Here is a 25,480-nt window from a genome sequence, read left to right on the forward strand (position 1 = left end):
AACTTAAAATTTAAGGGTGGCACTTAATGAGTACGATTTAATGGAAGGCAGGTAAAAGCCGGCAACTTCGGGATCCAAACCTTTGTATCCTGTGATCGTGAAAAGGTTCTGCGCCTGTGCCTGTAATGTAAGGTCGCGAATGAGACCTTCTTTTAATGGAATCTTATAACTTAGCTGAACATTGTTGAGCCTGATAAATGAAGCGTCAACAATGACCGCATCACTGCTTTGGTATAGGGAATGAGCACGGGTCACATCGGAATTGGTTCCTGTGCCGGGACGCTGATAACGTGCATCCCTGTTTTCGGGTGTCCAGTAGTCTAGCATATAAGAAGGGACGTTGGACATAATACCCAAGAGTGAAATGCTGTAATCCAGGCTGTATTGCCGTTGTTTAACTCCTTGGATCAAAAAGGCAAATGACCAGTTCTTATAGTTGATTTGGCTGCTGAGCCCTCCGAAGAATTTCATTCCAATATCAACTACTTTGATCCTGTCATTCAGATCGATCTTCCCGTCACCGTTCAGATCACTGAACTCATATACACCAGTATCCGGATTTACACCTTTTAACTCATACACCTTTTTAATATTCATTGAACGCCCAACCTCGTACATCGTTGCATAAGAGGTGGATTCAATGTTTTCAAATTCGAGGAGTTTCGTTCGGGGAACCGTTAGATTGGCTGCGACTGACCATCGGAAGTCTTTCTTACGGATAAGATTGACATTCAACTCTGCTTCCGCACCTGCGTTCTGCACCTTTGCAGGAAAATTGCTCTGCACGGTTAAAAACCCTGTGGTGGCTGCCAAAGGTAGACCTACCAGCTGATTGGATGATCGGTTTTGGTAATATGCCACGGTCAGGTTGACCTTATCTTTGAACAGGCCTAATTCCAATGCTGTTTCCATCTTTGTTGTCTTTTCCCAACTGAAATTAGGATTGAAAAGCCTCGACGGGTATATTCCCGAAACACCATCATAGATCTGGGTGGTGGTGGTATAGGTATCCATAAATTGGTAGTCCCCGATCAAATCGCTTCCGGCAGTTCCTAAGCTCATTCTCAGTTTTCCGAAGTTCAGCCACGAAGTGTTTTCCAGAAAAGACTCTTTCGAAAAGATCCACGCTGCTCCTACCGCTCCAAAGTTGGCAAATCTTTTCTGCGGACCAAATCGGCTTGAACCATCCCTTCTGGCAGTTAAGTTCACAATATATTTTCCCGAATAATCATAATTAAACCTCCCGAAAAAGGCATTGTAACGGTATTGTACTTCATTATCGTCCAGAACCTTTTGTACTTTGGCATTGGAAAGATTACCGATAAGGTCATTGGAAGAAAAATCGTTTCCCTGAAGACGCAGGATCCGATCCTTCCTTTCCTCTACGGTCATTCCTGCCAATGCACTTAACTTATGATGAGTCCATTTTTTATTCCAGTGAAGCTGTGGTTCAATGATCCAGCTGTCTCGTACAACGACTCCATCGTATCTCATTGATGTACTGCTGTTGGCTCCGGTGGACGGATTAAACGCAGTCGACGGATTGAGACGGGATTCATTCTGCTCCGTAAGCGTGTATCCGGCATTGAGCTTTAGTGACCAATCTTCAAACACCTGATAATCAACATTCATATTAGATGTCAGGGTTTTGATCTTTGAACTGTACTTATTTTCAAGCTTTGCGAGTGGATTGGCAAATGTGTTGTTTTCCCAATTCAGCTGACCATTCGGATTGTACAAGACTGGTGCATTCGGTGCAAGGAGAATCTGCCTTGTCAGATCGGCATCATTCAGAGTATTGTCCTGAACCGTATAATAAATGGTCGGGCTGATTTTCAGCTTTCTGTCTTCCGTAGAATAGGTATTGCTTAAATTGAACCCCGATCTTTTATAGCCCATCCCATTTCCGAAAGCTGTGCCCTGTTCCTGATGATGGATTCCTAAATGGTATTGATTCTGTGAATTTCCACCTGAATATGAAAGCTGTTGCTGTTGGCTAAGGAATGTATCTCCGATAAAAGTTTTGTACCAGTCTATTTCCCGTGACTGATTCCATTTGCCATTGAGATCATATGCCGTTACAGGATATGCAGAAATATTATCGTTTTTAAAAGCATCCTTCCTCAACTGCAGGTATTGTGAAGTATTCGCCATTTCAATAAATTGATTCACTTTGGAAATGGTCGTATTCATTGTAAATTCAAGTGAAGCCTTGCGGAAACTTCCCTTTTTTGTAGTAATGATCACAACGCCGTTAGCACCTCTTGAACCGTATATTGCTGTCGCATCGGCATCTTTCAATACCTCCATACTCTCAATATCATTTGGATTGATGGAGTTAAGCGGGCTTGCCTCTCCTTTTGATAGAATACCAACCGAAAGTGAGGTAAGCGCATTGGATTGCGAATTCAAGGGAACGCCGTCAACAATATAAAGAGGATAATTTCCTTCAGGACGAAGGCTGTTCTTTCCTCTGATCTGGACATCGAATCCTCCGCCTGCGGTTCCCGAGTTTTGGGTAATGCTGACACCTGCCATTCTGCCCTGTGCAGAAGCAAGAATGTTTGTTACTGGTTGATTTTCGATGTCTTTGGCTGAGATCTTGGCAATGCTTCCTGTTCTTTCTTTGTCTTTGACCTTATAATAACCTGCATTGAGAACAACTTCCTCAATTTCTTTTTCTTTACCTAATGAGATATTGACGGTTATCCTGCTGCCTAAAGTGATTTTTCTTTCGGGATAGTCCGGATGGCGGTAAATGATTATCGGGTTTTCTCCCGATACCTGAACACGGTAAACGCCTGATGCATTGGTCACAGCCACTTCATTACTACCCTCCTGGAATACGGAAACGCCTTTGAGTGGCTGGTTATTTTCTGTGACAGTGCCTGTAATGGTGCGCATCTGCCCTATTGCTACGCCGGAGACGAGCAAGGTGAAGCCAAAAGCCAATTGAAGATGACTTAGGCTGCAAAAGTTTTTTTTCATACTTTTGAATAGGTTTAATTCGTTAGACTTTGCTCTTTCCTACGCTAGCAGTCAACTTTTGTGGAAAGGGCTTTTGTTTTTCTATGGTTACGTTACACTTTCTGTTTCTTGAATATGTTTTTAGCGTTTCTATTTGATGATGCTTGGGAGGAAGCTTCAGTAAGGACATAGCAAAACCTCCTGCCCCAGCACATCTTGAAATAATATGAATGAAATTGTGTCCCGTCAAAGCTGTAAGGCCGCAATGGATTGTACTCCCCATTGTATCGTGCAGTCTGATACTGTATTTTGTGGAAGCGGCTTAGAATGTAGAGCGAACGAACAGCATTGGAATAAAAACAGCGTGGAACTCACTACATCATCGCTTGTACTAGAGGTATCGCCAAACACCTTGCAACAAACTCCGTAAGTGAGCCCACGCCGAAGCGTGAGCTACTTTACTTATGGTCTCGTTGCATTGTTTTGAAAATTGGCGATTTTCTAGTACGAGGTTCTAAGCAATAGCTTCTATAATTCTTTGAAGTATCGCAAAATTACGTATTATAACGTAAAAAGCAAATATAAATATAAAATCCAATACATCCAAATATGGATGTGTGTATTTTTTAAATATTGTTGTAATTGGGGGGAAATATTAAAAATGGTGGACGGTAAAATTGTTGAAATTATTATATCTGAGCTTGATCTCTTTATGATTGATATAATTAGGGAATACAGAGGAAGAGCGGACAAATACATATCTCAGGTAGAGCTATCACAAAGAATGGGTTTTGCAGATGGTTATGTAGGTAAAGTTGAAAATTTCGGCTCGAACGCTCGTTATAACATTAGAAAGTTGCATCTTGCTGCGAAGGCTTTGGGATTAAGTTCTTATACTAAACTCTTACCTGAAAAAATTTTAAGTAATGATCTTGTTTTATTGCGAATTCAAGTAAATAGAAGGAAAAATGACACCGTTGATTTTGACAAGAATGGTAAGGTAATTAAAAACTATGTCATACTTGAAAAAAGGGTATTAACCGAAGACGAAGTTAAACTACATAATAACCGAAGAAGTAGAAAAAACTGATAACAGCAGTTTGTTTTGAAAATTTGAAATTATCCCTTTTAGTTTCTAGCATTTATAAAGTTGCTATGATTTACTATTTATTGTCCTGATCGTCATAATCCACTTCTACATAGAAGATGTATAATCGGTACAGTGTAAATTTTATATTATTTTTTGTTGAAGATTTTATAAATTCTTCTTTAGTAAAAGCAATATTACATTGCCAATATTGAGGCAATAGTAAATTCATAGAAAGAAAACTGACTAATTAAAACTCTTATTGGTACTGAAGAATATATAAACATTAGATTGATTGCTATTTTAAAACCATTTCTTTTAATGTAAATTTATATATTTGCAATGATCCCCAGTTAATCTGAGTTTCATGGTTATTAGTTTTTAGTCCCCGATTTATTCGAGGACTTTTTTTGGACTCCTTTCAAAAAGAAAAGTTGCAGATAATTATAGTTTAAATAGCTAAGATTACAAATCTGTTAGCCTTAAAAACATATTTTAACTATTAATAAATATTTATATTTACTTACTAATATTTGAAAGACATAACCATGAACGATTTATTACAAATAGCTCGAAATGATATTAATACTGCAGAGTTGCTTTTTAATAACAAAATATACAGTAATGCAATATATTTTTATCATCAAGCAGTCGAAAAAGCAGTAAAATATCTTGGCTTAAGAATAGGAGTTATTGACACTGATGATTTAAGACGAAAAATCAGCCATAATCCTATAAAAGTTTTTAAGATTTTAGATGAAAAAGAAAACATATTTGGTGGTCAGGGAATTGATAACTTTGCATCGATCATAAAGCAGCTAACAGATGAACAACTTGTGAATAATACTTTGTCCGAAATTGAAAAAAGCACAAGAAATTTGTATGATTTAGATAGCAATATATCATCTTTTCAGAATTTTAAAAATTATATTGTTGATAAAAATTTTGAAGAAAAGGAATCATTACTTTCTATAGAGGAAAATGCGTATTACAACAAAATGGCTTCGGATTTCTTTAATCAGTTAAATGTAGGTGCAACAATAATGAGAATGTTGTTTTTAAATTCTTGTTTATGCACAAAATATAGTCTAGATAGTTACAGATATTCAAGTACTGAAGTCGGTGATCCTATCGAATATTTTTCAATAAATAATCCTATCATATTAAAACTAGATATTTTCATCAAATCTGTAAAGATATGCCTATCACAATTAAATGTCATTAAATGGGAAAATGAAAAATACAGTCAAACATAGTTAAGCATGTACTCGACTTACATCATAGATTTGGTTTTAAAAATAAAATTTTATTAAAATTTAATAATAGATTCAAAGATGAATTGGCTAACACAAAAATTTGGAATCATTGATCATCACAAAAATACTGATTTTGGTACACAACCAATTAGGGTTTTACATTATATGATTGTGTTTATGTTCAATAATACCAATAAAGATTTTTTTTTAAATTTACAAAAACTTATAAGGGAGGGAAAATTTAATTCAGAATTAAATTTTGAATTTGGGGAAGAACCAATAATGATTGAGAACGGCAGATTTAGAACTCCTTATGCAAATCTTCATACTAAACAAATAACAATTCATGAAACCTTTTTATCTTACATATGGTGTATAACTTATTCAATTTATGTAATCTACTTGGAAGAAATAGATTTCCCAAAGTACAACAAATTACATAATCGAGAAGTATATCCAATAAAAGAAGAGAACAAACAGCTTGCATACGAAATGTTCAACTATGCTAAACATTTGATTGTTGATTATACGCCTTGGGAAAAAGATATTCTACCAAATCCTGAGAGATTTTTAGCCGAAAACAGATTATATATTGAACAGACTAATGGTTTTTACACTGAAGCTGTAAAATTTATTTTTTGTCATGAGATCATTCATTTAGAATTGCATTTTGACAAAATAACTTCTGAGACTACTGATAGTCATTATTTAGAATATGAGATTGAGGCAGACAGTAAAGCTATTGAGAGTATTAAGGCAGGGCTAAGTGATGTTCAAAGTCCTTTTGAAATTGCGAAAAAAACTGTTGTTAGTGTTGGAGCGGTAATCGGTGTTTTATCAATGTTTTTTTTCAAAGCCACGACAGAAGGAAAACAGCATCCAAATTCTGAAGATAGACTAACAAATATACTCGAGATGTTTAATTTTCATGATTCTCATGAGATTTGGGGTATTGCTTGTGTTGGATTAAAATTTTGGGATAATCAGTTCGGTCATAATTTTAATTGGTTAGAAAATCCAACATCTTACAAAGAAGAATATTATAGTATTGTTGAACAAATAAAATCTAGGAATATCTTAAAGTAAAAGAACTTTCTGCTTGTAACGAAGTCCATTTTAGGTATTAAACTTTGATTATTTTTAAATCTGGACTACTTGTTTGTAACAAAAGACGTTCAAATAGTAAGCATAATCTAATGTTATAAGATATTTTAAAACGTAAAATTCATAAAGGATTTCAATTACATAAAAGAGTAATATTTTTAAAATTTCATATAAGCATTATAAGAATCTATAACTTTTTTGTATAAAGTTTTTAGTATACATTTTAAATCACAAAATCACAAATTATAACTAATAAACGAAAACTTCTTAAATTAAATATGCAAAAAGGGATTTTATATAACGATATCGAATTGGGTTATTCTGCTATTAGTGCTTACCATCTAAGTCTATTAACTCGTGACAAAAACTTCTATAAAAATGTTATTGACAGTCACTTATATATTATTGTACAAAGAAAGGAGATCACATTTCATAAATTCTCTTTCTCGAACAAGCGTATACTAAAATTTGAAATTCATCAGGAAGGTATTAGCAAGATTATTGCCTGTGAACTACCTTTAAATCAAGAAAGTTTTAAACTAGATTTTAAAAAAGAAATACAGCTTCGAACACATGACAGGAGAAATACTTTAGAAAAACAAATTCAATACCCTTTTGATGGAATCCAAGCATTTTCCATTTTGGAGAGGGATGTATTAACGCAAAAGAGCGAATTGGCAGTTTGGTTTTCTCCTGATAAACTTTTTTATCATCATTGGAAAGGAAATCTTTATGCTCAATTTTCAGATGATTATCAAGATATGCTCAATTATAAAATACACTACGTCGGCAAATCAACAGAGCAGAATATTTGCAAAAGATTATCAAATCATTCAACTTTTCAGGAAATATTAATCAATGAAACTCCTTTTAGTTTTGGTAACATTCCGTCCAATGAGATTATGGTGTTGCTTATGAGAATATGCGATAATAATAGTATTGTTAGCTGGGGTAAAGAGGCTACACCGGAAGAAATGGCTGACTTTATCCTAAATTATAAACTTCCTAGTGACAAGACGGTTTCACTAGATGCAGAGAAAGCATTAATCAAACATCTGCAGCCCCACTACAATAAAATTCTTTACCACTCTTTTCCTCAAAATAATGATCTTGTTAATACTGATTATCATTCTGTAATTTTATACGCTTTTTGTGATCCGATTTCTTTAATCTACAATCAAGGAATCATAAAAGGGGGGAAACTTGGAGAAGAAAGAGATTTTATTGCAGTAGAAAGAATTTGATTAAAATAACTTTTACTCACAAATTTTAAGTTAAATAATGCGAATGTTATTATTATAATTGATATGAATAAAGACCTTATTAAACTATTCCCGAGCATAAATAATGCAATTCTTAACCATACCCCAGTAATCCTGACACCTGCACCCCCCTCGGCTAAACCCGTTGGTTGTGGAATTTATTTAAAAACACAAAAATCCAGATATTTAATTAGCGCTGGGCATCTTTTAAATATACAAGACTGGAAAGGTTTGATAGTTCCGTCAGGGGGAACTAAGGTTTTGAATTTAAATGGAGTACTAGCTACAACTTTTCAAGATGGTAATCAATCTGATGATATAGACTTTTCTCTTTTTAAGTTTTCCCCACGTATGAACAAACACTTTGATGATCAACAATGGAAATTTATTACTCCAGAACAGATCAGTACAAATCATATATTAGATGATGAAGGATATTATTTCATTTCTGGATATCCTGTAAGCGGCGTTAAGAAAGTTGCTGGTAAAGCTGAATTTAAACCAATTCCTGTTAAATTTATTACTGAAACAGTTGATCAAAAAACGTATGAAAAATTTGGTTTCAATAGAGATAATTTTATTTTGGTCAAGTATAAAAGAAAAGTAATACCTCTAAATTCTAATTTACCACAGATAACAAAAGAATTGAAAGGGATTAGTGGTAGTGGCCTCTGGCATGTTCCTGATTTTAACGATAAAGATGAAAACGGAATTTCTAAATATTATCTTGTTGGAATTATGACCGAGAATCATAAAGATAAAGGCTTTCTAGTTGCAGTAAAAATTGATTTTGTAACTGAATTAATAATACAACTTTTTCAAGACCTTTCATTTGAACATACGAAATTCAATATAACTGATAAACTAAGGGAGATTATTATTGATCATGATTTATAAAATTTAAGCCTAATACTTTCCTTACAACCAGAAAAATAATCTTACAACAATTTATATTGAAATAGTAATTATTTCAAAATGGCAAATTAGTATTAGCGGAGACTTCACCAATTAAAGTTGTAATTATTTTTTTCACAAACAAATTTAATTTTTCAACAATGAGTTGACTGAAAACTTTGAGTTCAAGATGAGGCGAATTATTTGTTAAAGGAGGTTTAAATAAGGTAATTAAGTAGTTACCTGGTGCACTGAAAGGTATAAACTTATTTCCAAATTCAAAAGATAGTAACGCATTACAAAAATGCGTAAAAATATCAGAATTGAAACGTGACCAATCAATTGTTTTCATTCACATCTAATGATTAATATATGAAACTAAAGATAGAAATATAAAGCGAAATATTGCATAAGATGTAATTTTTAATATTGCTACAAATTATTTATTAAATCCAATCCTATTTTGACAAGGCCAGTAATTATATATATATTAACTTTCACGAATCATTCGAAATGTCAGATTAATTCGTTCTTTCATTGGTATAGTAGATTTGGCAATCCGATGTTCCCAGTTTTCCTGTAAATCCCCTTTCATAATCAGTAATGAACCGTTTGGAAGTGGCAGACTGTATTTGCTCTGATGATGGTCTTTTTTTCTGAAATCAAAGTTTCTGGTCTGTCCAAGGCTGATAGATGCAATAACAGGTCTTTTTCCATATCTGCTTTCCTTATCTCTGTGCCAAGCTACTGAATCATTTTGGTCACGATAAAGGTTTAATAGAACCCCATTGAACCTACAACCAAATTCTTGTTCAATTCTTTCTTTTAATGCCAGCAACTCCGGAGTCCAGGGATTGGTACTTGAAGTATTATTATCAGCCGATTCGTAAGATTTTTTGTCATTACCATACCAGGCGGTTAGTCGTGGGGTTATGACTGTCTTATCATACATTTTCTGGGTACGTTGTTCCCATGGAGCCGTTTTAAACAGATGGTCTTTCAATCGATCCGCCTCTTCCCTGCTCAAGAAATTTTCTTTATATTCCAAAAGGTCTTTTGGAAATTCGTAAAATTCTTCAGTATCAAATAAAGTCAGCTGGCCCATTGCAATTTTCTTTTAAAATATTTTTCTTTATGCTATCCCATTTCTATGGGATATTTTTTTATCATTTGTGTTTTTAATTTTCTTTTTGGGAAGGTCTTTAATTAACAGACTATGTTTAAAAACTAGAAACCTTATTTTCCAGGTTAAGAATCGTGGTCTTCAAATCCCCAATCATCATTTTTAAATTGGCATAATCCGGCATTAAAGGTTTATAGTCTTTAGGTAAAATTCCCATTACATAACTCCATATTTCAACTATATCCCCTAATGCAATGTCATAAGGTTCATAAAATAAATTATCAGCTGCTACCATAATTGATTTTTTATTTCTCTTTAAAAATGTCTTATAAGTGATACCTTCCTTAGTCACAAAAACATAATCCTTATCAGGTTTAAGGTCATCCAGTTTTTCAACATATTCTCCGATAATTATAGATTGATCGGCAAAAGGTGGCATTGAATCGCCGTCTGCCAGAAAGCCTCTGTATTTTCCATTTTTTAAAAATGGCAGAAGAATCCTCATAAGTTTTTCAATATAGCCAGGATCATTGAAGCCTTTCAAATAACCCATTGAAACTTTTTGTGGAACGATCTCAATGTAATTATTACCATCCTTATCCACAACAATAGGTAAGACTACCCGATTATTGGGCAGATTCAAAATATCATCAATTGGATATTTTCGAATGTCAACAGTAACTAAAAGATCAATGCTGATATTGTAATATTTGGAGATCCTTATCAACACATCAATTGGCGGTTCTGCCTTTTCATACTCATAAGAAACATATCTCGATCTGGTAAGAATGAGTTCATCCGCCAGCTTCTGCTGCGTTAGATTTTTCTTACCTCTTAAAAACACGATGTTATCTGCAAAAATTGACATTGTCATAATTTATGACAACAAATATACATAATTTGTTTAAAAACGTGACTAAGTTTGCAGTATGGAAAGAGCAATTGCACATATGGACCTGGACACATTTTTCGTATCCTGTGAGCGGCTGAAAAACTCTGTGTTGGAGAAACAGCCCGTGATCATTGGAGGCGGTGACCGTGGTGTGGTGGCATCCTGCTCGTATGAGGCGAGGGAATTCGGTGTCCGCTCGGCAATGCCCATTAGGATGGCTTTGAGGTTATGTCCTGAAGCCAGAGTGATCAAAGGTGATATGGAATATTATTCCAATATGTCACATGTGGTGACCGAGGTCATTCAGGAAAAAGTACCGGTATTGGAAAAAGCAAGCATTGATGAATTTTATCTGGATCTTTCAGGAATGGATAAATTCTTTGGCTGTTACCAATGGACGAATGAAGTTGCCGATGCCGTGATGAAAAATACAGGCTTGCCGATCAGCTTTGCCCTTTCTACCAATAAGACGGTCTCCAAGATCGGGACGGGTGAATCCAAGCCTATTGGGAAATTGGAGGTAAAAGCATTGGATGTCCAGCCTTTCTTAAATCCGTTATCGATAAAAAAGATCCCGATGGTGGGGCCTGAGACCTTCCAGTTGTTTTCCAGATTAGGTGTCAAGACCATAAAGACCCTTTCTGAGATGCCGGTCGATGTATTACAGGAACTGGTCGGAAAGAATGGAACGGTACTTTGGAAGAAAGCACACGGTATCGATGAAACGCCGGTCATACCCTATTGTGAAAGAAAATCGATCTCGACGGAGAATACATTTTCTCAGGACACTATCGATATTCAGAATATCAGAAGTGTATTGTCAGGAATGGTTGAAAAGCTCTGTTATCAGCTGAGGCACGAAAAATGGCTGACCTCAACGGTTTCCATTAAGATCAGGTATGCCAATTTTGATACGGAGACCAAACAATGCAGGATCCCCTATACTTCGGCTGACCATACCTTATTGCGGTATGTTTTGGAACTGTTCAATAAGGTCTACACAAGAAGAATGAGGATCCGATTGATCGGTGTCAGGTTTACCGGTCTGGTTCATGGCCTTCATCAGATGGATCTTTTTGAAGATACGGAAGAACTGATCTCTTTGTATCAGACAATGGATCATCTGAAGGACAGGTTCGGTCCATCCAGTGTCGGGAGAGCATCAGGTCTATTACTTTAATATTTTATTATGTTTCTGAATTGCCATTCATATCACAGTTTACGTTACGGAACCATCTCTATTGAAGATCTGGTCCAGCTGGCTGTTGACCATCGATTAAAGGTTTTGGCACTGAGTGATATCAATACGGTTACCGGTATCTACCAGTTTTACAGGCTTTGTCAGGATAATGGAATCAAACCGATCGTCGGTGTTGATGTACGGATTGAGAATGAACAGTATTATATATGTCTTGCAAAAAACCCAAAAGGTATCGCAGAGATCAACAGGCTTTTGACCAATTATAATTGTGAAGGAATTGAGATTCCTAAAGCTAATCCTGAACTGGAAAATACTTTTGTGATCTATCCTTTAAAAAATATTCCTGAACAACTGCTGGACCATGAATTTATAGGAATAAGACAGGATGAGATAAACCTGCTGTTCAATCCTGAACTAAAAGCTCTGATCCATAAAATGGTCATCCTGCAACCGGTCACTTTTAAGACAGATGAGGAATATGAACTGCATAAAGTTTTACGGGCAATAGCAGGAAATACTTTATTCAGCAAACTTACAGAAGATGACTACTGTAAAAGCAATGAGACCTTTATTGGTAAAAGAGGACTGTTAGACAAGTATTCCCAATATCCGGAGATCGTTGAAAACACCAAATATATTGTCAATGCTTGCAGTTTCGATTTTGACTTCAAGACACCAAAAAATAAAAAATATTATACCAATAGCAAAGAAAATGATTTCAAACTGCTGAATCAGTTGGCTTTTGAAGGCTTATGTGATCGCTATTCTCTTGATAATGGGCAAGCCAGGGAAAGAATGGAAAAAGAATTGGCAGTTATTGACCAGTTGAATTTTTGCGGTTACTTTTTAATTACCTGGGATATTGTACAATACAGCAAAAGTGTAGGATTTATGCATGTCGGAAGAGGAAGCGGTGCCAACTCCATTGTCAGCTACTGCATCGGGATCACTGACATATGTCCTTTGGAACTGGATCTTTATTTTGAGAGGTTTCTGAATCTTAACCGGAAGACACCTCCTGACTTCGATATCGACTGGAGCTGGAAGAACAGAGATGCCATATTGGAATATATCTTTAAAAAATATGGAAAAGACCATGTGGCATTCTGTGGGACCAATGTAGAATTTAAAAGCAGATCTAGATTCAGGGAACTGGGCAAAGTATTCGGATTGCCAAAAGATGAACTCGATCAGCTCTCCAAAAGACCGAAAGATCAGCATGATCAGAATTCCATCGTTCAGGAGATCTACAAATATGAGAAATTACTGATAGGTTTTCCTAACCAAAGAAGTATGCATTCCTGTGGGATCCTGATCTCAGAGGAACCGATCACGAACTATTCTGCCTTGGAATTTCCCCCAAAGGAATTCCCGATCGTACAATTTGATATGCATACCGCAGAGGAGATCGGTCTCGAAAAATTTGATATTCTATCACAAAGAGGATTGGGAACCATAAAAGATACGGTCAGACTGATCGAAGAAAAAAGAGGGATCACTGTCGACATTGAGGATACAAGGATCTCAAAAAATGAGGCCAAGTGCAACGAATATCTGAGTATCGGAAAGACGATTGGCTGTTTCTATATTGAATCGCCTGCTATGCGGGGCTTGTTGAGAAGATTGAAGTGTGAGAATTACAAGGTTTTGGTGGCTGCCTCATCCATTATCCGTCCCGGTGTGGCACAGAGCGGGATGATGCGGGAGTATATCTTTCGGCATAACCATCCTGATCAGTTTGAATATTTTCACGAGGTTTTTGAAAAGGAATTGGGAGAAACCTATGGAATCATGGTCTATCAGGAGGATGTCATCAAAATTGCCCTTCATTTCGGTGGTGTTTCTGCAGAAAACGGTGATGTCTTGCGCAGAGCCATGAGTGGCAAAGGCCGTTCTTTATCTGCATTGCAGAAACTAAAAGATGAATTCTTTGAGTCTTGCAGGAAAAAAGGACATCCTGAACAATTGTCCCAGGAAGTATATCGCCAGATCGAATCTTTTGCTGGGTATTCATTCTGCAAGGCACATTCCGCTTCCTATGCCGTAGAAAGCTATCAGAGTCTCTATCTAAAGGTTTACTACCCTATTGAATTTATGGTCTCAGCCATCAACAACGGTGGTGGATTTTACCGGACGGAAGTATATGTTCACGAGGCAAAAATGGCAGGAGCGACCATTCATAATCCCTGTGTTAACCTCAGCGAATTTCAGACGACAGTGTATGGAACAGACGTATACCTGGGTTTTATGCACATTGAAAAACTGGAAGCCTCGCTCAAGCAGCTCATTACTGACGAACGAAGAAACAATGGAGATTATACATCACTTGAGGATTTTATTAAAAGAGTGCCCATCGGTATAGAGTCACTGCAGATACTCATTTTTATTGGCGCCTTCAGATCTACAGGGAAACAAAAACATGAATTGCTGATCGAAGCCAGATTTCTATTGTCTAAAGGGCAATATAGAATAAAAGTCATTTCTTTATTTGATGAGCCGCAGAAGGATTATCAACTGCCGGTTATTGAACGGAATCAATTTGAAGATGCTTTTGATGAAATTGAGATATTGGGCTTTCCTGTCTCCTTTTCTATGTTTGACCTGCTGAAAACTAAGTACAGAGGCCATGTGCTGGTGAGGGATCTGCTGAAATATCATAAAAAACAGGTCAAGATGCTGGCCTATTTGATCTCCAGAAAGCATGTGCCCATTAAAAAGAAAGATCATCCCGGAAAGAAAGATGATATGTATTTCGGAACCTGGATCGATGCTGAAGGGGAATATTTTGATACCGCCCATTTTCCGGACAGCCTGAGAAGGTTTCCTTTTAAAGAAGGTGGGATCTACCTATTACTGGGAACGGTTGAGGTCGATTATCATTTTCCTACAGTAACCATTACCAAGATGGCAAAGATGCCGCTGATCGCAGATCCACGTTATTCAATGGACAAGTATAAAGCCCACGAAATAGAAAGGAGCCTTCGTGAAGATGTGAGCTTAACTTTTAGGGAACCTTATCCGCATGAAAAAGAGATCGGATTGCCCCGACATAAAATGTTACGATAACGCACGAGCCTATTTGGAGCAATATTATAAAAATTTAATCAGAATAAAATTCGTGATAAAAGACTGACCTTCAATAATAATGATCTGATCTACAAAATATATTACTAATTTTATAATTATGAGTAACACCATCCATATCAACAGAAACCAACTTGAAAGTCCTCTGGAAGAAATTTTCATCCAGCAATTTGAAAAGTTTGTGAATGACCGTTTTGAGATCATACCACAATATGAGATCCGAAATTCCGCCGGACTTTTTCGCTTGGACTTTTTATTGAGATCTAATGACTATCTGGTTGCCATCGAGCTTGACGGTAAAGAATTTCATGACGAGTGGAGAGACGAATGGAGAGATGCACTGATGCTGGGAAATAAACAGATCGATTGTATTTATCGTTTTCGTGGAAAAGATATAACAACTTATATTCATGAATGTCTCTATTCAATATTTATGAATGACCGTCAACTTTTTGACAGTCGTTACGCCCAGGTATCGAAATCGCTTATTGATACGGAGATATTTGATCACTCGGAGTTTCATCATTTGGCTGATTATCTGATCTACTCAATTCCTACGACCGATGAATATGGAGAAGCAACAGGAAGACATCACGATATTCGAATTGTCAGAAGACATAAAAATGACAGTTCTCAATATTGGAACAAGCTTTATGAATTTTCAAAAAAATATACCGGCAAAAATATAGATGAACTGATCGATATTCGAAAGGGAGATCAAAGGTTCGGAAAAGGTCTCTCAGATATTATTTAAAATAGTTTCTAAATAAACTTTGATTATATCATGTTTATTAGGTTAGTTTCTATATATTTGTGTAGGTCTACTCTACAGAGCCTGCCACCCACTAGTAGCAAAGCTGATAAGCACTGTAATTCTTTTTAATTGAATAACTTTTGTTTCATACACAAGAGTAGTGGTTAGTGGGTGACATTTATTTCTTGTGAAATAAAAGAGAAATTCAATGGAACCGAACAATCATACGATCAGTTTTTATAAACTACAAGCAAAAAAGCTTAAAAGAGAACTTGGAATTCAGCATACTGAGGCTTTGGATATTACTGCCAAAAAATATGGATTTTCAAACTGGAAACACTGCCTTAGGAGTTTTGATGCAGAGCCACAACCATCTCATACCATTGTAGCACATCTAACATTCACCGATTGGTTGAGCAAACAGGTCAACAGGGATTCACCGCTAGGCGATCTGGCCAGAGACGTGAAAACGGATAGCACATGGCCGTCATTTGACAATCTTGAGAACTATGAATCATATTTAGGATCAAAAAGTGCTGCAAGAGAAGCTGTCAATGCTTTGAAAAATGCGTGGAAAAGCTACAATGCAAATATTAAACGCAGTCTGCAGCCAAATAAGGATAAAATAGTAACAAAAACACCAACACCTAAAAATGATATTAGAAAAATCGTTTTCGTGAAAAATGTTATTCCTTTACACTACAGCAAAAGAGTACCAGAGAAGTTTAATGTCGGAGATGAGGCCTGGATCTCCAATGATGGACGTAAAGCCATACCTGTAGTTATTACAGAGGTGGATGAACGGCACTATTCCTTTAGGGTAGAAAGACCTTTGAAAAATGCCGGAGATGAATATTACTATCGGCTAGACGAGGTTCGTAGTACTCCGGAACTTGCTTGTCTGAATCGATTGGCATAATAACTTTGATATCTTCCTTCTGTACCTATAATGAAGTGGAAGTTTTATTAACATTAAAGATGTCCTTGGATCTGTAACCAAGGGCATTTTTTATGACTGCAGTTTTCCCTTCTGACCATTTTCATCACTGATGGAAGCTTCTATTTCCTGTCATTCCTTGATTCACCAAAATATTTCTACATTATTGAGAATTATCGTAATTAAGATTTTTAAAAAACAGAAAGTGCAGGACACTCCATCAGTATGTTCGCACTAATTTCGCTATAAATCAAATGGCTATGTTTTGGAAAATATCTCTATCCTTCATTTTATGTTCTTTCAATTTGATGATCAATGCGCAACAGCTGGCCTTTCCTGGAGCAGAAGGCTTTGGGCGCTTTGCATCGGGTGGTCGTGGTGGAACTGTTTATCGCGTTACCAATCTTAACGATACAGGCAGTGGTTCATTCAGGGATGCGGTAAGCCAAACCGGTAGGACTGTTGTTTTTGATGTTGCCGGTGTGATCAAGATCAAAGAAAAGATTGCAGCAGCTCCAGGAATTACTATTGCCGCGCAAACTGCACCAGGTTCCGGAATCACTGTATATGGTAATGGTATCTCCTTTGGCGGAAATTCTATCATCAGGTTTATAAGGTTCAGAGGAAGTATTGATATGCCCAAAGGTGCTTGTACTGTAGTGGCGGATGACCTGAAGGATATTATTTTTGATCATGTTTCCATTCAATGGGGCAGATGGGACAACCTGCATATAAAGAACAGTACTAATATTACCCTGCAATATTGTCTTATTGGTGAAGGTATCGATCCGCAGCGTTTCGGCGCCTTGTTGGAAAATCCTGTCGATATAACAGTACACCATTGCCTGTGGACAGGCAATCAAAGCCGGAATCCCAAAGCAAAAGCAAAAATTGAATATATTAACAATGTCGTGTACAACTGGGGCAAAAGTGCTTTCGTTGGAGGACATTCGGCGACAGATCATTATCAGGACCTTGTAGGTAATTATTTTATTGCCGGACCGAGTTCGACCGATCATTTCCTAGATATGTTCACTGCTACCGATCATGTTTATCACAAAGATAATTATGTAGACCTCAATAAAGATGGCAAAGTAAACGGGCGGTTGGTCACTGATGAAGATTTTATCAAACAAACTGCAACGCTTGTAAAAGAACCATCTGCAATATCAAGAAGTAATGTTACGATCAGTGCCGCCGTAGAAGCATGGAAAGTGGTCTTGGCGCAAGCTGGGTCTTCTTTAAAACGGGATGCGGTTGATAAACGGATCATCGGATATTTTAAAAGCCTTGGAAAGAAAGGCCAGATCTTTAAAACGGAAGTCGATGCCGGAGGGCAACCGGAAGTGAAGCAGGAGACATCAAAGCTGAAAGATACAGACGGCGACGGCATACCTGATGACTGGGAAAATAAAAACAGACTGAACTTGAATGATGCCGCAGACGGATCGGTCATCACTCTAACAGGATTTACTAATCTGGAAAACTTTATCAATAGCCTGATCAAATAGCAACATTCAATCATCGGAATTGCCCAGCACATAAAATAAAAGGCAGAGGATCTTCGGATCTTCTGCCTTTATTTCAGACCAAAAGAAAAGAATCTTCAGATCTTTTAATGTTAAAATTATTCTCAAGATAATATGTCATTGCTGTTATGGCATTAGATCCTGTCTCTGTGCGGTTTTTTCCATATTTCTTTGGAACACCCTGCTCGGTGAGGAAAGCAACTTTGTAAACCTTGTCTTTTTGTAAATGTCTTCCCTGAAAATAGATTTCCTGAATTCTGTAACCCGGCGGATTTTCAATGCGCATCAAAATTCTCAATCCGTTGCAACGCTTAACATAGCCTCCCATTTGTTTCATCGGCTCTGCGCAAAAGGTCCTCTCCAGATTTTCTTCTAACATTTCGAAGATCTCTTTTCCAGTAAGCTCTGTGGTGGAAATAGGCGGATTCATCGGTACGATTTTGTATAAGTCCCATAGGGTAATATTTCCGACATCTATAGGTGCACCATAGCGCCATCCATTGGAAAAGGAGATATCAACGTCCGTGGCAAAATTGACGGCAGACAGAAGAAAGTCATCCATAGTAGAAGACAGCGTGGAATAGCGGTGCAAAATATGTTCTGTCGTCCCCAATACTGTACTTTTCATTTCAGAAAAAGACTGTAAACTTTTTTCAACCATATCTTTAACTTCTACATCTTCATCAAGACTGTCGTCAGTTTCAATGAGCTTGTAATCAAAATGTGTAATCATTCCATTTTCGACATCAAGCTTTAGATGTCCTACAAATGATCCGTGGCAGCCACATTGGATGATAATGCAGTTTCCTGCTTTTTCTGCTTCGTACATCCTCTTATGGGTGTGTGCACTGAGACAAATATCGATTCCTTCCACTTTTTTGAGCAGTTCGATATCTTGCGGATAACCATTGTGCGACAAAAGAATAATAATGTCCACAGCATCCTCTCTTAATTCTCTGACGCATTGATTTGTCTCTTCAATTCCATCGGTCACCGTTATGCCTTCACTGAACTTCTCCGGCATTGTCTTATCGATAATATTGGAACAGATCCCGATAATACCAATTACGAGTCCTCCAATTTCAGATATTTTGTAAGGTAGCAGAAATCGTTTTCCCTGCTCATCAAAAACATTGCAGCCCAAGACGGGATAATTGAGCTGGCTTTCCAATTTTAACAGATGTCTTGGTGTATAGGCAAAGTCCCAGTGTCCTACCATTGCATCAAATCCAAGTTGGTTAAGTATGGGAATCAAGACCTCTCCTTTCGACTGTACCACCGGAACTGTTCCGTGAAACGTATCCCCTCCGTCGAAGAGCAATGCGTTCGGATTTTCTGCCCTGATCTTTTTGAAGATGGTCTGAATTCTGGCATAACCTCCTGCACTTTTAACATATTCTTTCTGATAGTCATAAAACAGCTCTGGATGGGGTTCCATATAGCCGTGCACATCGTTGATGAATCCTATTGATAATTTCATAATTTCCAATATTATGGTTTAACTATTGCCCATCCTTCATCCTGTCTCAAAATCATCTCCCCATTTCCGCTGGGGGTGTAATTTACAAACTCAAATAATTCGGACTTTTCGATCTTTTTTTCACGAAGGGTATTTTCGCACTGTACCATCACTACCCCCTTATCTTGCAGACCTGTAAGAAGTTCTCCATAGGGATTTTTCTTTCTGAACATTTCCACTCCGCCCCCAAAGGCCAGCAGTTCGACCTTCAGTTTGCCTTTCAGCCTGGGATCTTCCATCGCGTTATTGATATTTCTGATAATGACTCTGATTTTCTGGTCATCACCTTCATTGATCACATACAAAGCCTTGTACTCCTTATTAATAGATTTTGCAGATTCGTAAACTGTTGCCTTTTGCGCAAAACCCATAAACCCTGTCAGGAAAACTGAGATGGTCAATATCTTAATTAAGTTTTTCATTATTTTTCATTTAAAAGTTGATTGATTTCTTGATAGAATGATTCTTTGCTGTAGTCTGCCATTCCCGCATGATGCATCCTGATTTTTCCTGATCTGTCCAAAACGACGGTCGTAGGAAGCGAACCATTAAAAAAAGCAGTTGGAATCGAACCTTCTGCAACTAAAAACGGAACAGTGAATTGTTCTTTCTCAAGATACATCTTACCCAAGGCGGTCTGCTCATCCAGATTGACTGTAAGAAAAACAAGATCTTTATTGGGTTTAGATCGGTCGTAGAATGTCTGAATCGAAGGGAATTCCGCACGGCAAGGCGGGCACCAAGACGCCCAGAAGTTAATAAACACCACTTTTCCCTTGAGGTCAGAAGTATTGATGATCTCACCTTTATCATTCCTGACACTGAAGTTTTCAGTACTGGACAAAGGAGTCGACTCAACGGTCGGCTCTGTTTCCTTTTCTTCAATCTTTGAGTTCATAAGACCGGTAGAGATGATCTGGCGCATCAGCCATGCTTTTGCATCGGGACTCACAAGCAACACGATGAATATTGACACCAAAAGTGCCGTACTCCAGTTCTTCCGAAGCCATATTTTAAATTTTTCCATTGTTCTTATTTTAATAAATTATTGTCCGGTTAACTTTTTCAGTGCTTCATAAATCTCAGGCTGGTCAAAATCTTGCCCTCCCTGCATCTGTGCTTCGAGTTCTCCTTTTTTATTAAAGATCAAAGTCGTCGGAATTGCTCCCTGAAAGTACTGCGAAGGAATAGTGTCGGCTGCGACATACACCGGAAGATCGTAGTTTTTATCCTTCATAAATTTCTTAGACTTTGTCAGGTTGGCTTCCACATTGAGAAGGACAAAAACGATATTGTCATTTCCCTTGAATTTGTCTTTCAGGTCTCTGATGCTCGGCATTTCTTCGACACAAGGCCTGCACCATGTGGCCCAGAAATTTACAAAGACCACTTTTCCTTTCAGTTCACTCAAAGCAATTTTCTTTCCGTTCTCATCGATTAAGATGATATCCTCATTATCATTTACATTATTTTGTGGGATGGGCCCATCCTGATTCTCAACTCTTGATTGCATCGCACTCAAAGAAAAAGAAAACAGGGTCATCATAAGAATGAAAATAGGTGTTTTAAATTTTAAGGTCGTTATCATTATTTATTTTTTTTTGGGGTTGATATCTTTCCTTCCTCAATTTCTTCGGAAGGTTTTACTAGAACTTTGTCATGGCCGGATAGTGCACCAAAGACCTCGGTCATTTTTTCGTAGGTGATTCCTTCTTTCACAGCAACTCTGCTTACCGTATTATCATTGAAGGTCATCACAAAGGTTCCGGATTGAGTCTGCAGAATACTTTTCGTGGGTACAAAAAATGTAGGTGCACTTCTTTTCAGATTGAGCTGGACCTGTGCATATTCTCCCCCTTTTAAGACAGTGCCCGGATTTGGAACGTCAAACTCAAGGGTCATCGAACGGTTTTCCTGACTGATAACACCGGAATTCCTTGAAAGATGCGCTTCAAAATTTTTTCCTGGGATCGAGTTGACCGTAAATTGCGCCACTATCCCCTCATTGACACTTGATGCGTGTTTTTCAGGAAGAGATACCGTCAGTCTCAGCTTATTTTTCTGAGCGATACTGAAAAGAGCCATTCCTGAATTGGGACCAACCAAGGCTCCTACCGACAGATTCCTATCCATTATCACACCACTGAAAGGTGCCGTGATCCTAAGGTACTGATTCATCTGTGAAGACCTACCGGTGCCCGCTTTTGATGCCTCGTATGTTGCTTTGGAACTCTGCATAATGCTTTTAGCCCTATCCAGTTCTATGTCCGCAACAGCTCCTTTTGTACTGGCAGCATCCTGCAATCGCTCAAAAGCCTGTTTAGCATAAAGATAGTCGGTGTATGTTTTCTGCTGTGAAGATTTATCGGATAGGTAATCCTGATTCATTTCTGGTGCTTCCAGAACTGCAAGAAGCTGACCTTTGGTCACAACTGAACCTCTGTCAACATAAATTTTCTTGATAAATCCGGCAACCTTCGCAAAGATCTGCACCGATTCATAAGGTTTCAGTTCGCCTGGAACGGAAATCTGATAAGTGGGATTTATCAGCTTGATTTCTGTGGTCACGAAAGACCGAGCAGGCTGAACTGTTTTTTTTGTTTCATTTTTACTTTCCTTTTCGCCCGAGCAGGAAATCACTCCCAAAAGAACGACCGGAATAAAGATGTATTTTATTTTATTGATGATTTTCATTATTTTTTAATTATTTAAGATTGTACGAAAAATTTACTTTCCTCATCTTCCGGATCCAAGGAAGGATTTGAATGTCCTGCATTGGACATTACTGCTGCAAAAAAATGCGGAACCAAAAGCAGAATGGTAAGAGTGGATGCGATGATACCACCGATAACAGCTCTACCAAGTGGAGCAACCTGCTCAGAACCTTCCCCGATACCGATTGCCATAGGAATCATCCCGGCAAGCATCGCCAAAGCGGTCATCAGTACAGGGCGGAGTCTGGACGCCGCTGCCATTCTCGCAGAATGAAGCGCACTGATATGGTAATGTTTACGGTAGTACTCTGCCTGATTGATAAGTAATACGGCATTTGAAACCGAAACACCGATGGACATAATCATCCCCATATATGACTGGAGGTTGAGCGTACTGCCGGTAATGAAAATCAAAACAAGACTTCCCACGATCACGGAAGGAATCACGGAAAGAACAACAAAAGGTACTTTAAATGACTGATAATAAGCAGAAAGCATTAGGAATATCGCTAGTACTGCCGCCAAAAGTCCCATTGCAAGACTGTCGAGTGTATCATCCAGTAGCTGCAGTGTGCCTTCTGTCCAGACAGAAACACTTTTTGGAGGTTTTCCGGTCTCACTGATGGCATTTTTCACCGCTTTGGAAGCAGAGCCCAGGTCTTTTCCGTACACATTTCCGATAATCGTTAAATATCTCATAGGTCCCTTTCGGTTGACCTGTGCAGGTGCGGTCGTTTTTTTAACTGTAGCAATATCTTCAAGAACAGGTCTCGGGCTGTCTTTTTTCAGTGGAAGTGATTTCAGGATCTCTTCAGAGTTCATTATACTTTCTGGAATCTGGACCTGTGTCTGAAAGACAAGTCCTGATTTTGGGTCGACCCAGAGGTTCTTGTCAGTGTAGCGGGTTGAAGAGGTAGCGGTCACAAGACTGCGTGTCACATCCTGCATCGTCAGTCCGAACTGCGCAGCGAGATTTCGGTCTACGTTGATCTGTAACGTCGGATATTGAAGTGGCTCTGCAATGCGGACGTCTCGCAGGAAATCGTTACTTTTTAGCTTTTCCTCTATTTTTTTTGCGTGAGATGCCGCCAGTTTCAGATTCGGAGATCCTACCTTGATTTCTATCGGGGTCATCGATCCCTGTCCAATGATTTTTTCGGTAAGTTCCATCGGTTCAAAATTGATTTGCGCTTCAGGATGCTTTTCAGCAATCGTCTTGCGGATCTTTTCTTTCAGATCTTCCATAGACCCTGAAAAGAACTCCTTATTTACAGAAACCTGCAAAACAGACTGGTGTGTTCCGTTGGTGAAAAGAAATATGGGATTAATCGGCGTTGCTGCCGGATGTAAACCGACATAGGCCGAACTGATGCTGACCGCATTTTCTGGCAAAATACCTTCAATATCTTTGAGAATATCCTTCACCAGCTTTTCAGTTTTCTCCAGACGGCTTCCCTGTGGCGCATCAATTCTCATCTGAAAATCACCGCTGTTGGAAAGAGGCATAATATCGGTTCCCAATGAGCGCATCATTAAAAATATTAAAAGACCCGAGAAAATGATATAGGCCGAAAACAACACCAAAGTCCTTCCCGACCATTTTCTCATTTTGTGACTGTAGCCCGCTCTGAATCGATAGAAAAAACTCCTGTTTTTAACATAATGCTTCTCAATATGCTTATTCTTCATCATCCAGTTAGCCAGGATCGGAACGAAGGTCTGGGATGCCAGAAAGGAAGCTATCATTGCGAATGCAACTGCAAAAGAAAGCGGAAGAAACATATCTTTTGGAATGCCCGTCATAATGAAGGCAGGCGTAAGAACAGCCAAAATACATAATAATATCAGCACCTTCGGAATGGAAATTTCAAGTACTGCATCAAGAATGGCTTTGGGTTTGGTTTTCCTCATTTCCATATGCTGGTGGATATTCTCGATCGTGACCGTGGCTTCATCTACCAAAATTCCGATGGATAAGGCTAACCCACTCAAGGTCATTATATTAATAGTATATCCTGCAAAATAGAGTACACAGACGGCTGTTAATATTGCTATGGGAATTGTAAAGACCACGATCAGTGCACCTCGAAGGTCACCAAGGAAAAGAATAATGACCAGTCCTGTAAAGAGTGCACCCAAAAGTCCTTCATGAATTAGATTTGAAAGGGAACGTTCAATATATTTTGACTGGTCAAATTCATAACTTACCTTCACATCATCTGGAAGCTGATCTCTCAGTTTTGGCATTGCTTTTTTTAGATTTTCAACTGCTGTCAGTGTTGAAGCATCTGATTTTTTGATCACCGGGAGATACACAGAGCGTTTCCCATTGACCAATGCATATCCAGATGTCTGGTCAGCTCCATCCTGAACATTGGCTACATCACCCACGTAAAGAGTTCTACCGTCTTGGGTCTTTATCGGGATTTTAAGAAACTCCGCAGGATCTTTGGCTATGGAATTGATCGGTGCCATATAATTCGTTTCGCCCATTCTGATATTTCCTGCTGGCGAAGGATGGCTGCTTTTTGTGATCGCCAAAGTAATTTCTTCCGGACTCAGTCCGTTACTCTGCATTGCAGCCGGGTCAATATTTACAACGATCGAACGGATGTTACCCCCAAAAGGTGCCGGAGCCGTAATACCGGGAATCTCAACAAACATCGGCCGGATTTTGGTTAGGACCATTGTCTGAAGCTCTGTTACAGAGTGATTGTCACTTTCAAAGACAAGTTGACCGACCGGAAGTGAATTACCGTCAAACCGCACAACCATGGGCGGTACTGCACCGGGTGGTAAAAATCCCATTGCCCGTGAAACCTGCGTAGAAACCTCACCTGCAGCCTGAGCCATATCGGTGCCTGGATAAAAGGTCAGTTTCATTAAGGTCAGTCCCTGAACACTTTTGAAATCAATATTCTTGACACCATTCACAAAGAGTAAAACTTTTTGAAATTCATTGGACATAAAACCATCCATATATTGAGGTGAAAGCCCTCCGTAAGGCATCGCAATATACATTGACGGCAACTCTACCTCCGGGAAAATATCTACTTTTATTTTTTTTATAGCTGTAAGGGAAAGCACAATGACCGACAGGAAAACGACCATGACGGCAATGGGCTTTCTGAGCGCAAAACGTATTAAATTCATTCTA

The 25,480-nt window shown here is 38.2% G+C and carries 20 protein-coding genes; 10 read left to right on the forward strand and 10 right to left on the reverse strand.

Annotated elements, in window-relative coordinates; genetic code table 11:
- Positions 1 to 3 precede the first annotated feature (3 nt).
- Entirely contained in the window at positions 4 to 2,988 is a 2,985-nt protein-coding gene (locus FNE73_RS08000) for a SusC/RagA family TonB-linked outer membrane protein (protein WP_072410561.1), read from the reverse strand.
- Between the two features lie 640 nt (positions 2,989 to 3,628).
- Here FNE73_RS08000 and FNE73_RS08005 point away from each other — a divergent pair.
- The 5 genes from FNE73_RS08005 to FNE73_RS08025 all read left to right on the forward strand — a co-directional run bounded on the left by FNE73_RS08005 (position 3,629) and on the right by FNE73_RS08025 (position 8,573).
- On the forward strand, positions 3,629 to 4,057 hold the full coding sequence (locus tag FNE73_RS08005; protein WP_072410560.1) for a transcriptional regulator: 429 nt from the start codon (positions 3,629 to 3,631) through the stop codon (positions 4,055 to 4,057).
- A 545-nt stretch (positions 4,058 to 4,602) separates the two neighbouring features.
- The gene (locus FNE73_RS08010; RefSeq protein ID WP_072410558.1) at positions 4,603 to 5,310 is read left to right on the forward strand and encodes a HEPN domain-containing protein; all 708 of its coding nucleotides are present in this window, start codon (positions 4,603 to 4,605) and stop codon (positions 5,308 to 5,310) included.
- A 78-nt stretch (positions 5,311 to 5,388) separates the two neighbouring features.
- The gene (locus FNE73_RS08015) at positions 5,389 to 6,396 is read left to right on the forward strand and encodes a phage exclusion protein Lit family protein (RefSeq protein WP_072410556.1); all 1,008 of its coding nucleotides are present in this window, start codon (positions 5,389 to 5,391) and stop codon (positions 6,394 to 6,396) included.
- A 296-nt stretch (positions 6,397 to 6,692) separates the two neighbouring features.
- Positions 6,693 to 7,658 carry a hypothetical protein gene (locus FNE73_RS08020; RefSeq protein ID WP_072410554.1) on the forward strand — a complete coding sequence of 322 codons (966 nt, stop codon included), beginning with the start codon at positions 6,693 to 6,695 and terminating at the stop codon, positions 7,656 to 7,658.
- A gap of 63 nt (positions 7,659 to 7,721) precedes the next feature.
- Positions 7,722 to 8,573, forward strand: coding sequence for a hypothetical protein (locus FNE73_RS08025; protein ID WP_072410552.1), 852 nt, complete (start codon positions 7,722 to 7,724; stop codon positions 8,571 to 8,573).
- Between the two features lie 73 nt (positions 8,574 to 8,646).
- On the opposite strand, the gene FNE73_RS08030 is transcribed toward FNE73_RS08025, so the two are convergent.
- The 3 genes from FNE73_RS08030 to FNE73_RS08040 all read right to left on the reverse strand — a co-directional run bounded on the left by FNE73_RS08030 (position 8,647) and on the right by FNE73_RS08040 (position 10,561).
- Complete coding sequence (locus tag FNE73_RS08030; protein ID WP_072410550.1) at positions 8,647 to 8,922, reverse strand: hypothetical protein; 276 nt, start codon at positions 8,920 to 8,922, stop codon at positions 8,647 to 8,649.
- A 138-nt stretch (positions 8,923 to 9,060) separates the two neighbouring features.
- A complete protein-coding gene (locus tag FNE73_RS08035; protein WP_072410548.1) occupies positions 9,061 to 9,675 on the reverse strand; it encodes an alpha-ketoglutarate-dependent dioxygenase AlkB family protein in 615 nt (204 codons plus the stop codon).
- A 115-nt stretch (positions 9,676 to 9,790) separates the two neighbouring features.
- The gene (locus tag FNE73_RS08040; RefSeq protein WP_072410546.1) at positions 9,791 to 10,561 is read right to left on the reverse strand and encodes an XRE family transcriptional regulator; all 771 of its coding nucleotides are present in this window, start codon (positions 10,559 to 10,561) and stop codon (positions 9,791 to 9,793) included.
- Between the two features lie 61 nt (positions 10,562 to 10,622).
- On the opposite strand from FNE73_RS08040, the gene dinB reads away from it, so the two are divergent.
- The 5 genes from dinB (at position 10,623) to FNE73_RS08065 (ending at position 18,072) form a co-directional block, all read left to right on the forward strand.
- Positions 10,623 to 11,765, forward strand: a complete 1,143-nt coding sequence (gene dinB / locus FNE73_RS08045) for a DNA polymerase IV (RefSeq protein ID WP_072410544.1) — start codon at positions 10,623 to 10,625, stop codon at positions 11,763 to 11,765.
- 9 nt (positions 11,766 to 11,774) lie between these two features.
- Positions 11,775 to 14,852, forward strand: a complete 3,078-nt coding sequence (locus FNE73_RS08050) for a DNA polymerase III subunit alpha (protein WP_143884142.1) — start codon at positions 11,775 to 11,777, stop codon at positions 14,850 to 14,852.
- A 118-nt stretch (positions 14,853 to 14,970) separates the two neighbouring features.
- Entirely contained in the window at positions 14,971 to 15,624 is a 654-nt protein-coding gene (locus FNE73_RS08055) for a hypothetical protein (protein ID WP_072410540.1), read from the forward strand.
- Positions 15,625 to 15,832: 208 nt separating this feature from the next.
- Entirely contained in the window at positions 15,833 to 16,543 is a 711-nt protein-coding gene (locus FNE73_RS08060; RefSeq protein ID WP_072410538.1) for a YozE family protein, read from the forward strand.
- A 278-nt stretch (positions 16,544 to 16,821) separates the two neighbouring features.
- Positions 16,822 to 18,072 (forward strand): pectate lyase family protein, encoded by a 1,251-nt coding sequence (locus FNE73_RS08065; protein ID WP_143884143.1) that lies wholly within the window; start codon positions 16,822 to 16,824, stop codon positions 18,070 to 18,072.
- Between the two features lie 73 nt (positions 18,073 to 18,145).
- Here the strand turns inward: FNE73_RS08065 and FNE73_RS08070 are convergent, their stop codons facing one another.
- From FNE73_RS08070 to FNE73_RS08095, 6 genes are read right to left on the reverse strand one after another with little or no spacing between them, the layout of a single operon-like run.
- Entirely contained in the window at positions 18,146 to 19,570 is a 1,425-nt protein-coding gene (locus FNE73_RS08070; RefSeq protein WP_072410533.1) for a bifunctional metallophosphatase/5'-nucleotidase, read from the reverse strand.
- Positions 19,571 to 19,581: 11 nt separating this feature from the next.
- Positions 19,582 to 20,031 carry a DsrE family protein gene (locus FNE73_RS08075; protein WP_072410531.1) on the reverse strand — a complete coding sequence of 150 codons (450 nt, stop codon included), beginning with the start codon at positions 20,029 to 20,031 and terminating at the stop codon, positions 19,582 to 19,584.
- A complete protein-coding gene (locus FNE73_RS08080) occupies positions 20,031 to 20,636 on the reverse strand; it encodes a TlpA family protein disulfide reductase (RefSeq protein WP_072410529.1) in 606 nt (201 codons plus the stop codon). The genes FNE73_RS08075 and FNE73_RS08080 overlap by 1 nt, the downstream gene beginning before the upstream one ends.
- 18 nt (positions 20,637 to 20,654) lie before the next feature.
- Positions 20,655 to 21,197: a TlpA family protein disulfide reductase gene (locus tag FNE73_RS08085; RefSeq protein WP_072410527.1), complete on the reverse strand. Its 543-nt coding sequence runs from the start codon at positions 21,195 to 21,197 to the stop codon at positions 20,655 to 20,657.
- Entirely contained in the window at positions 21,197 to 22,303 is a 1,107-nt protein-coding gene (locus FNE73_RS08090; protein ID WP_072410526.1) for an efflux RND transporter periplasmic adaptor subunit, read from the reverse strand. The genes FNE73_RS08085 and FNE73_RS08090 overlap by 1 nt, the downstream gene beginning before the upstream one ends.
- 14 nt (positions 22,304 to 22,317) lie before the next feature.
- Complete coding sequence (locus tag FNE73_RS08095; RefSeq protein WP_143884144.1) at positions 22,318 to 25,476, reverse strand: efflux RND transporter permease subunit; 3,159 nt, start codon at positions 25,474 to 25,476, stop codon at positions 22,318 to 22,320.
- Positions 25,477 to 25,480 lie beyond the last annotated feature (4 nt).

Origin of the sequence: Chryseobacterium binzhouense, from assembly GCF_007474545.1 — a bacterium.
Lineage (GTDB): Bacteria > Bacteroidota > Bacteroidia > Flavobacteriales > Weeksellaceae > Chryseobacterium > Chryseobacterium binzhouense.

Coding starts and splice junctions, on each gene's coding strand:
- FNE73_RS08000 (WP_072410561.1), bottom strand. CDS start 2,988: ATGAAAAAAAACTTTTGCAGCCTAAGTCATCTTCAATTGGCTTTTGGC.
- FNE73_RS08005 (WP_072410560.1), top strand. CDS start 3,629: ATGGTGGACGGTAAAATTGTTGAAATTATTATATCTGAGCTTGATCTC.
- FNE73_RS08010 (WP_072410558.1), top strand. CDS start 4,603: ATGAACGATTTATTACAAATAGCTCGAAATGATATTAATACTGCAGAG.
- FNE73_RS08015 (WP_072410556.1), top strand. CDS start 5,389: ATGAATTGGCTAACACAAAAATTTGGAATCATTGATCATCACAAAAAT.
- FNE73_RS08020 (WP_072410554.1), top strand. CDS start 6,693: ATGCAAAAAGGGATTTTATATAACGATATCGAATTGGGTTATTCTGCT.
- FNE73_RS08025 (WP_072410552.1), top strand. CDS start 7,722: ATGAATAAAGACCTTATTAAACTATTCCCGAGCATAAATAATGCAATT.
- FNE73_RS08030 (WP_072410550.1), bottom strand. CDS start 8,922: ATGAAAACAATTGATTGGTCACGTTTCAATTCTGATATTTTTACGCAT.
- FNE73_RS08035 (WP_072410548.1), bottom strand. CDS start 9,675: ATGGGCCAGCTGACTTTATTTGATACTGAAGAATTTTACGAATTTCCA.
- FNE73_RS08040 (WP_072410546.1), bottom strand. CDS start 10,561: ATGTCAATTTTTGCAGATAACATCGTGTTTTTAAGAGGTAAGAAAAAT.
- dinB (WP_072410544.1), top strand. CDS start 10,623: ATGGAAAGAGCAATTGCACATATGGACCTGGACACATTTTTCGTATCC.
- FNE73_RS08050 (WP_143884142.1), top strand. CDS start 11,775: ATGTTTCTGAATTGCCATTCATATCACAGTTTACGTTACGGAACCATC.
- FNE73_RS08055 (WP_072410540.1), top strand. CDS start 14,971: ATGAGTAACACCATCCATATCAACAGAAACCAACTTGAAAGTCCTCTG.
- FNE73_RS08060 (WP_072410538.1), top strand. CDS start 15,833: ATGGAACCGAACAATCATACGATCAGTTTTTATAAACTACAAGCAAAA.
- FNE73_RS08065 (WP_143884143.1), top strand. CDS start 16,822: ATGTTTTGGAAAATATCTCTATCCTTCATTTTATGTTCTTTCAATTTG.
- FNE73_RS08070 (WP_072410533.1), bottom strand. CDS start 19,570: ATGAAATTATCAATAGGATTCATCAACGATGTGCACGGCTATATGGAA.
- FNE73_RS08075 (WP_072410531.1), bottom strand. CDS start 20,031: ATGAAAAACTTAATTAAGATATTGACCATCTCAGTTTTCCTGACAGGG.
- FNE73_RS08080 (WP_072410529.1), bottom strand. CDS start 20,636: ATGGAAAAATTTAAAATATGGCTTCGGAAGAACTGGAGTACGGCACTT.
- FNE73_RS08085 (WP_072410527.1), bottom strand. CDS start 21,197: ATGATAACGACCTTAAAATTTAAAACACCTATTTTCATTCTTATGATG.
- FNE73_RS08090 (WP_072410526.1), bottom strand. CDS start 22,303: ATGAAAATCATCAATAAAATAAAATACATCTTTATTCCGGTCGTTCTT.
- FNE73_RS08095 (WP_143884144.1), bottom strand. CDS start 25,476: ATGAATTTAATACGTTTTGCGCTCAGAAAGCCCATTGCCGTCATGGTC.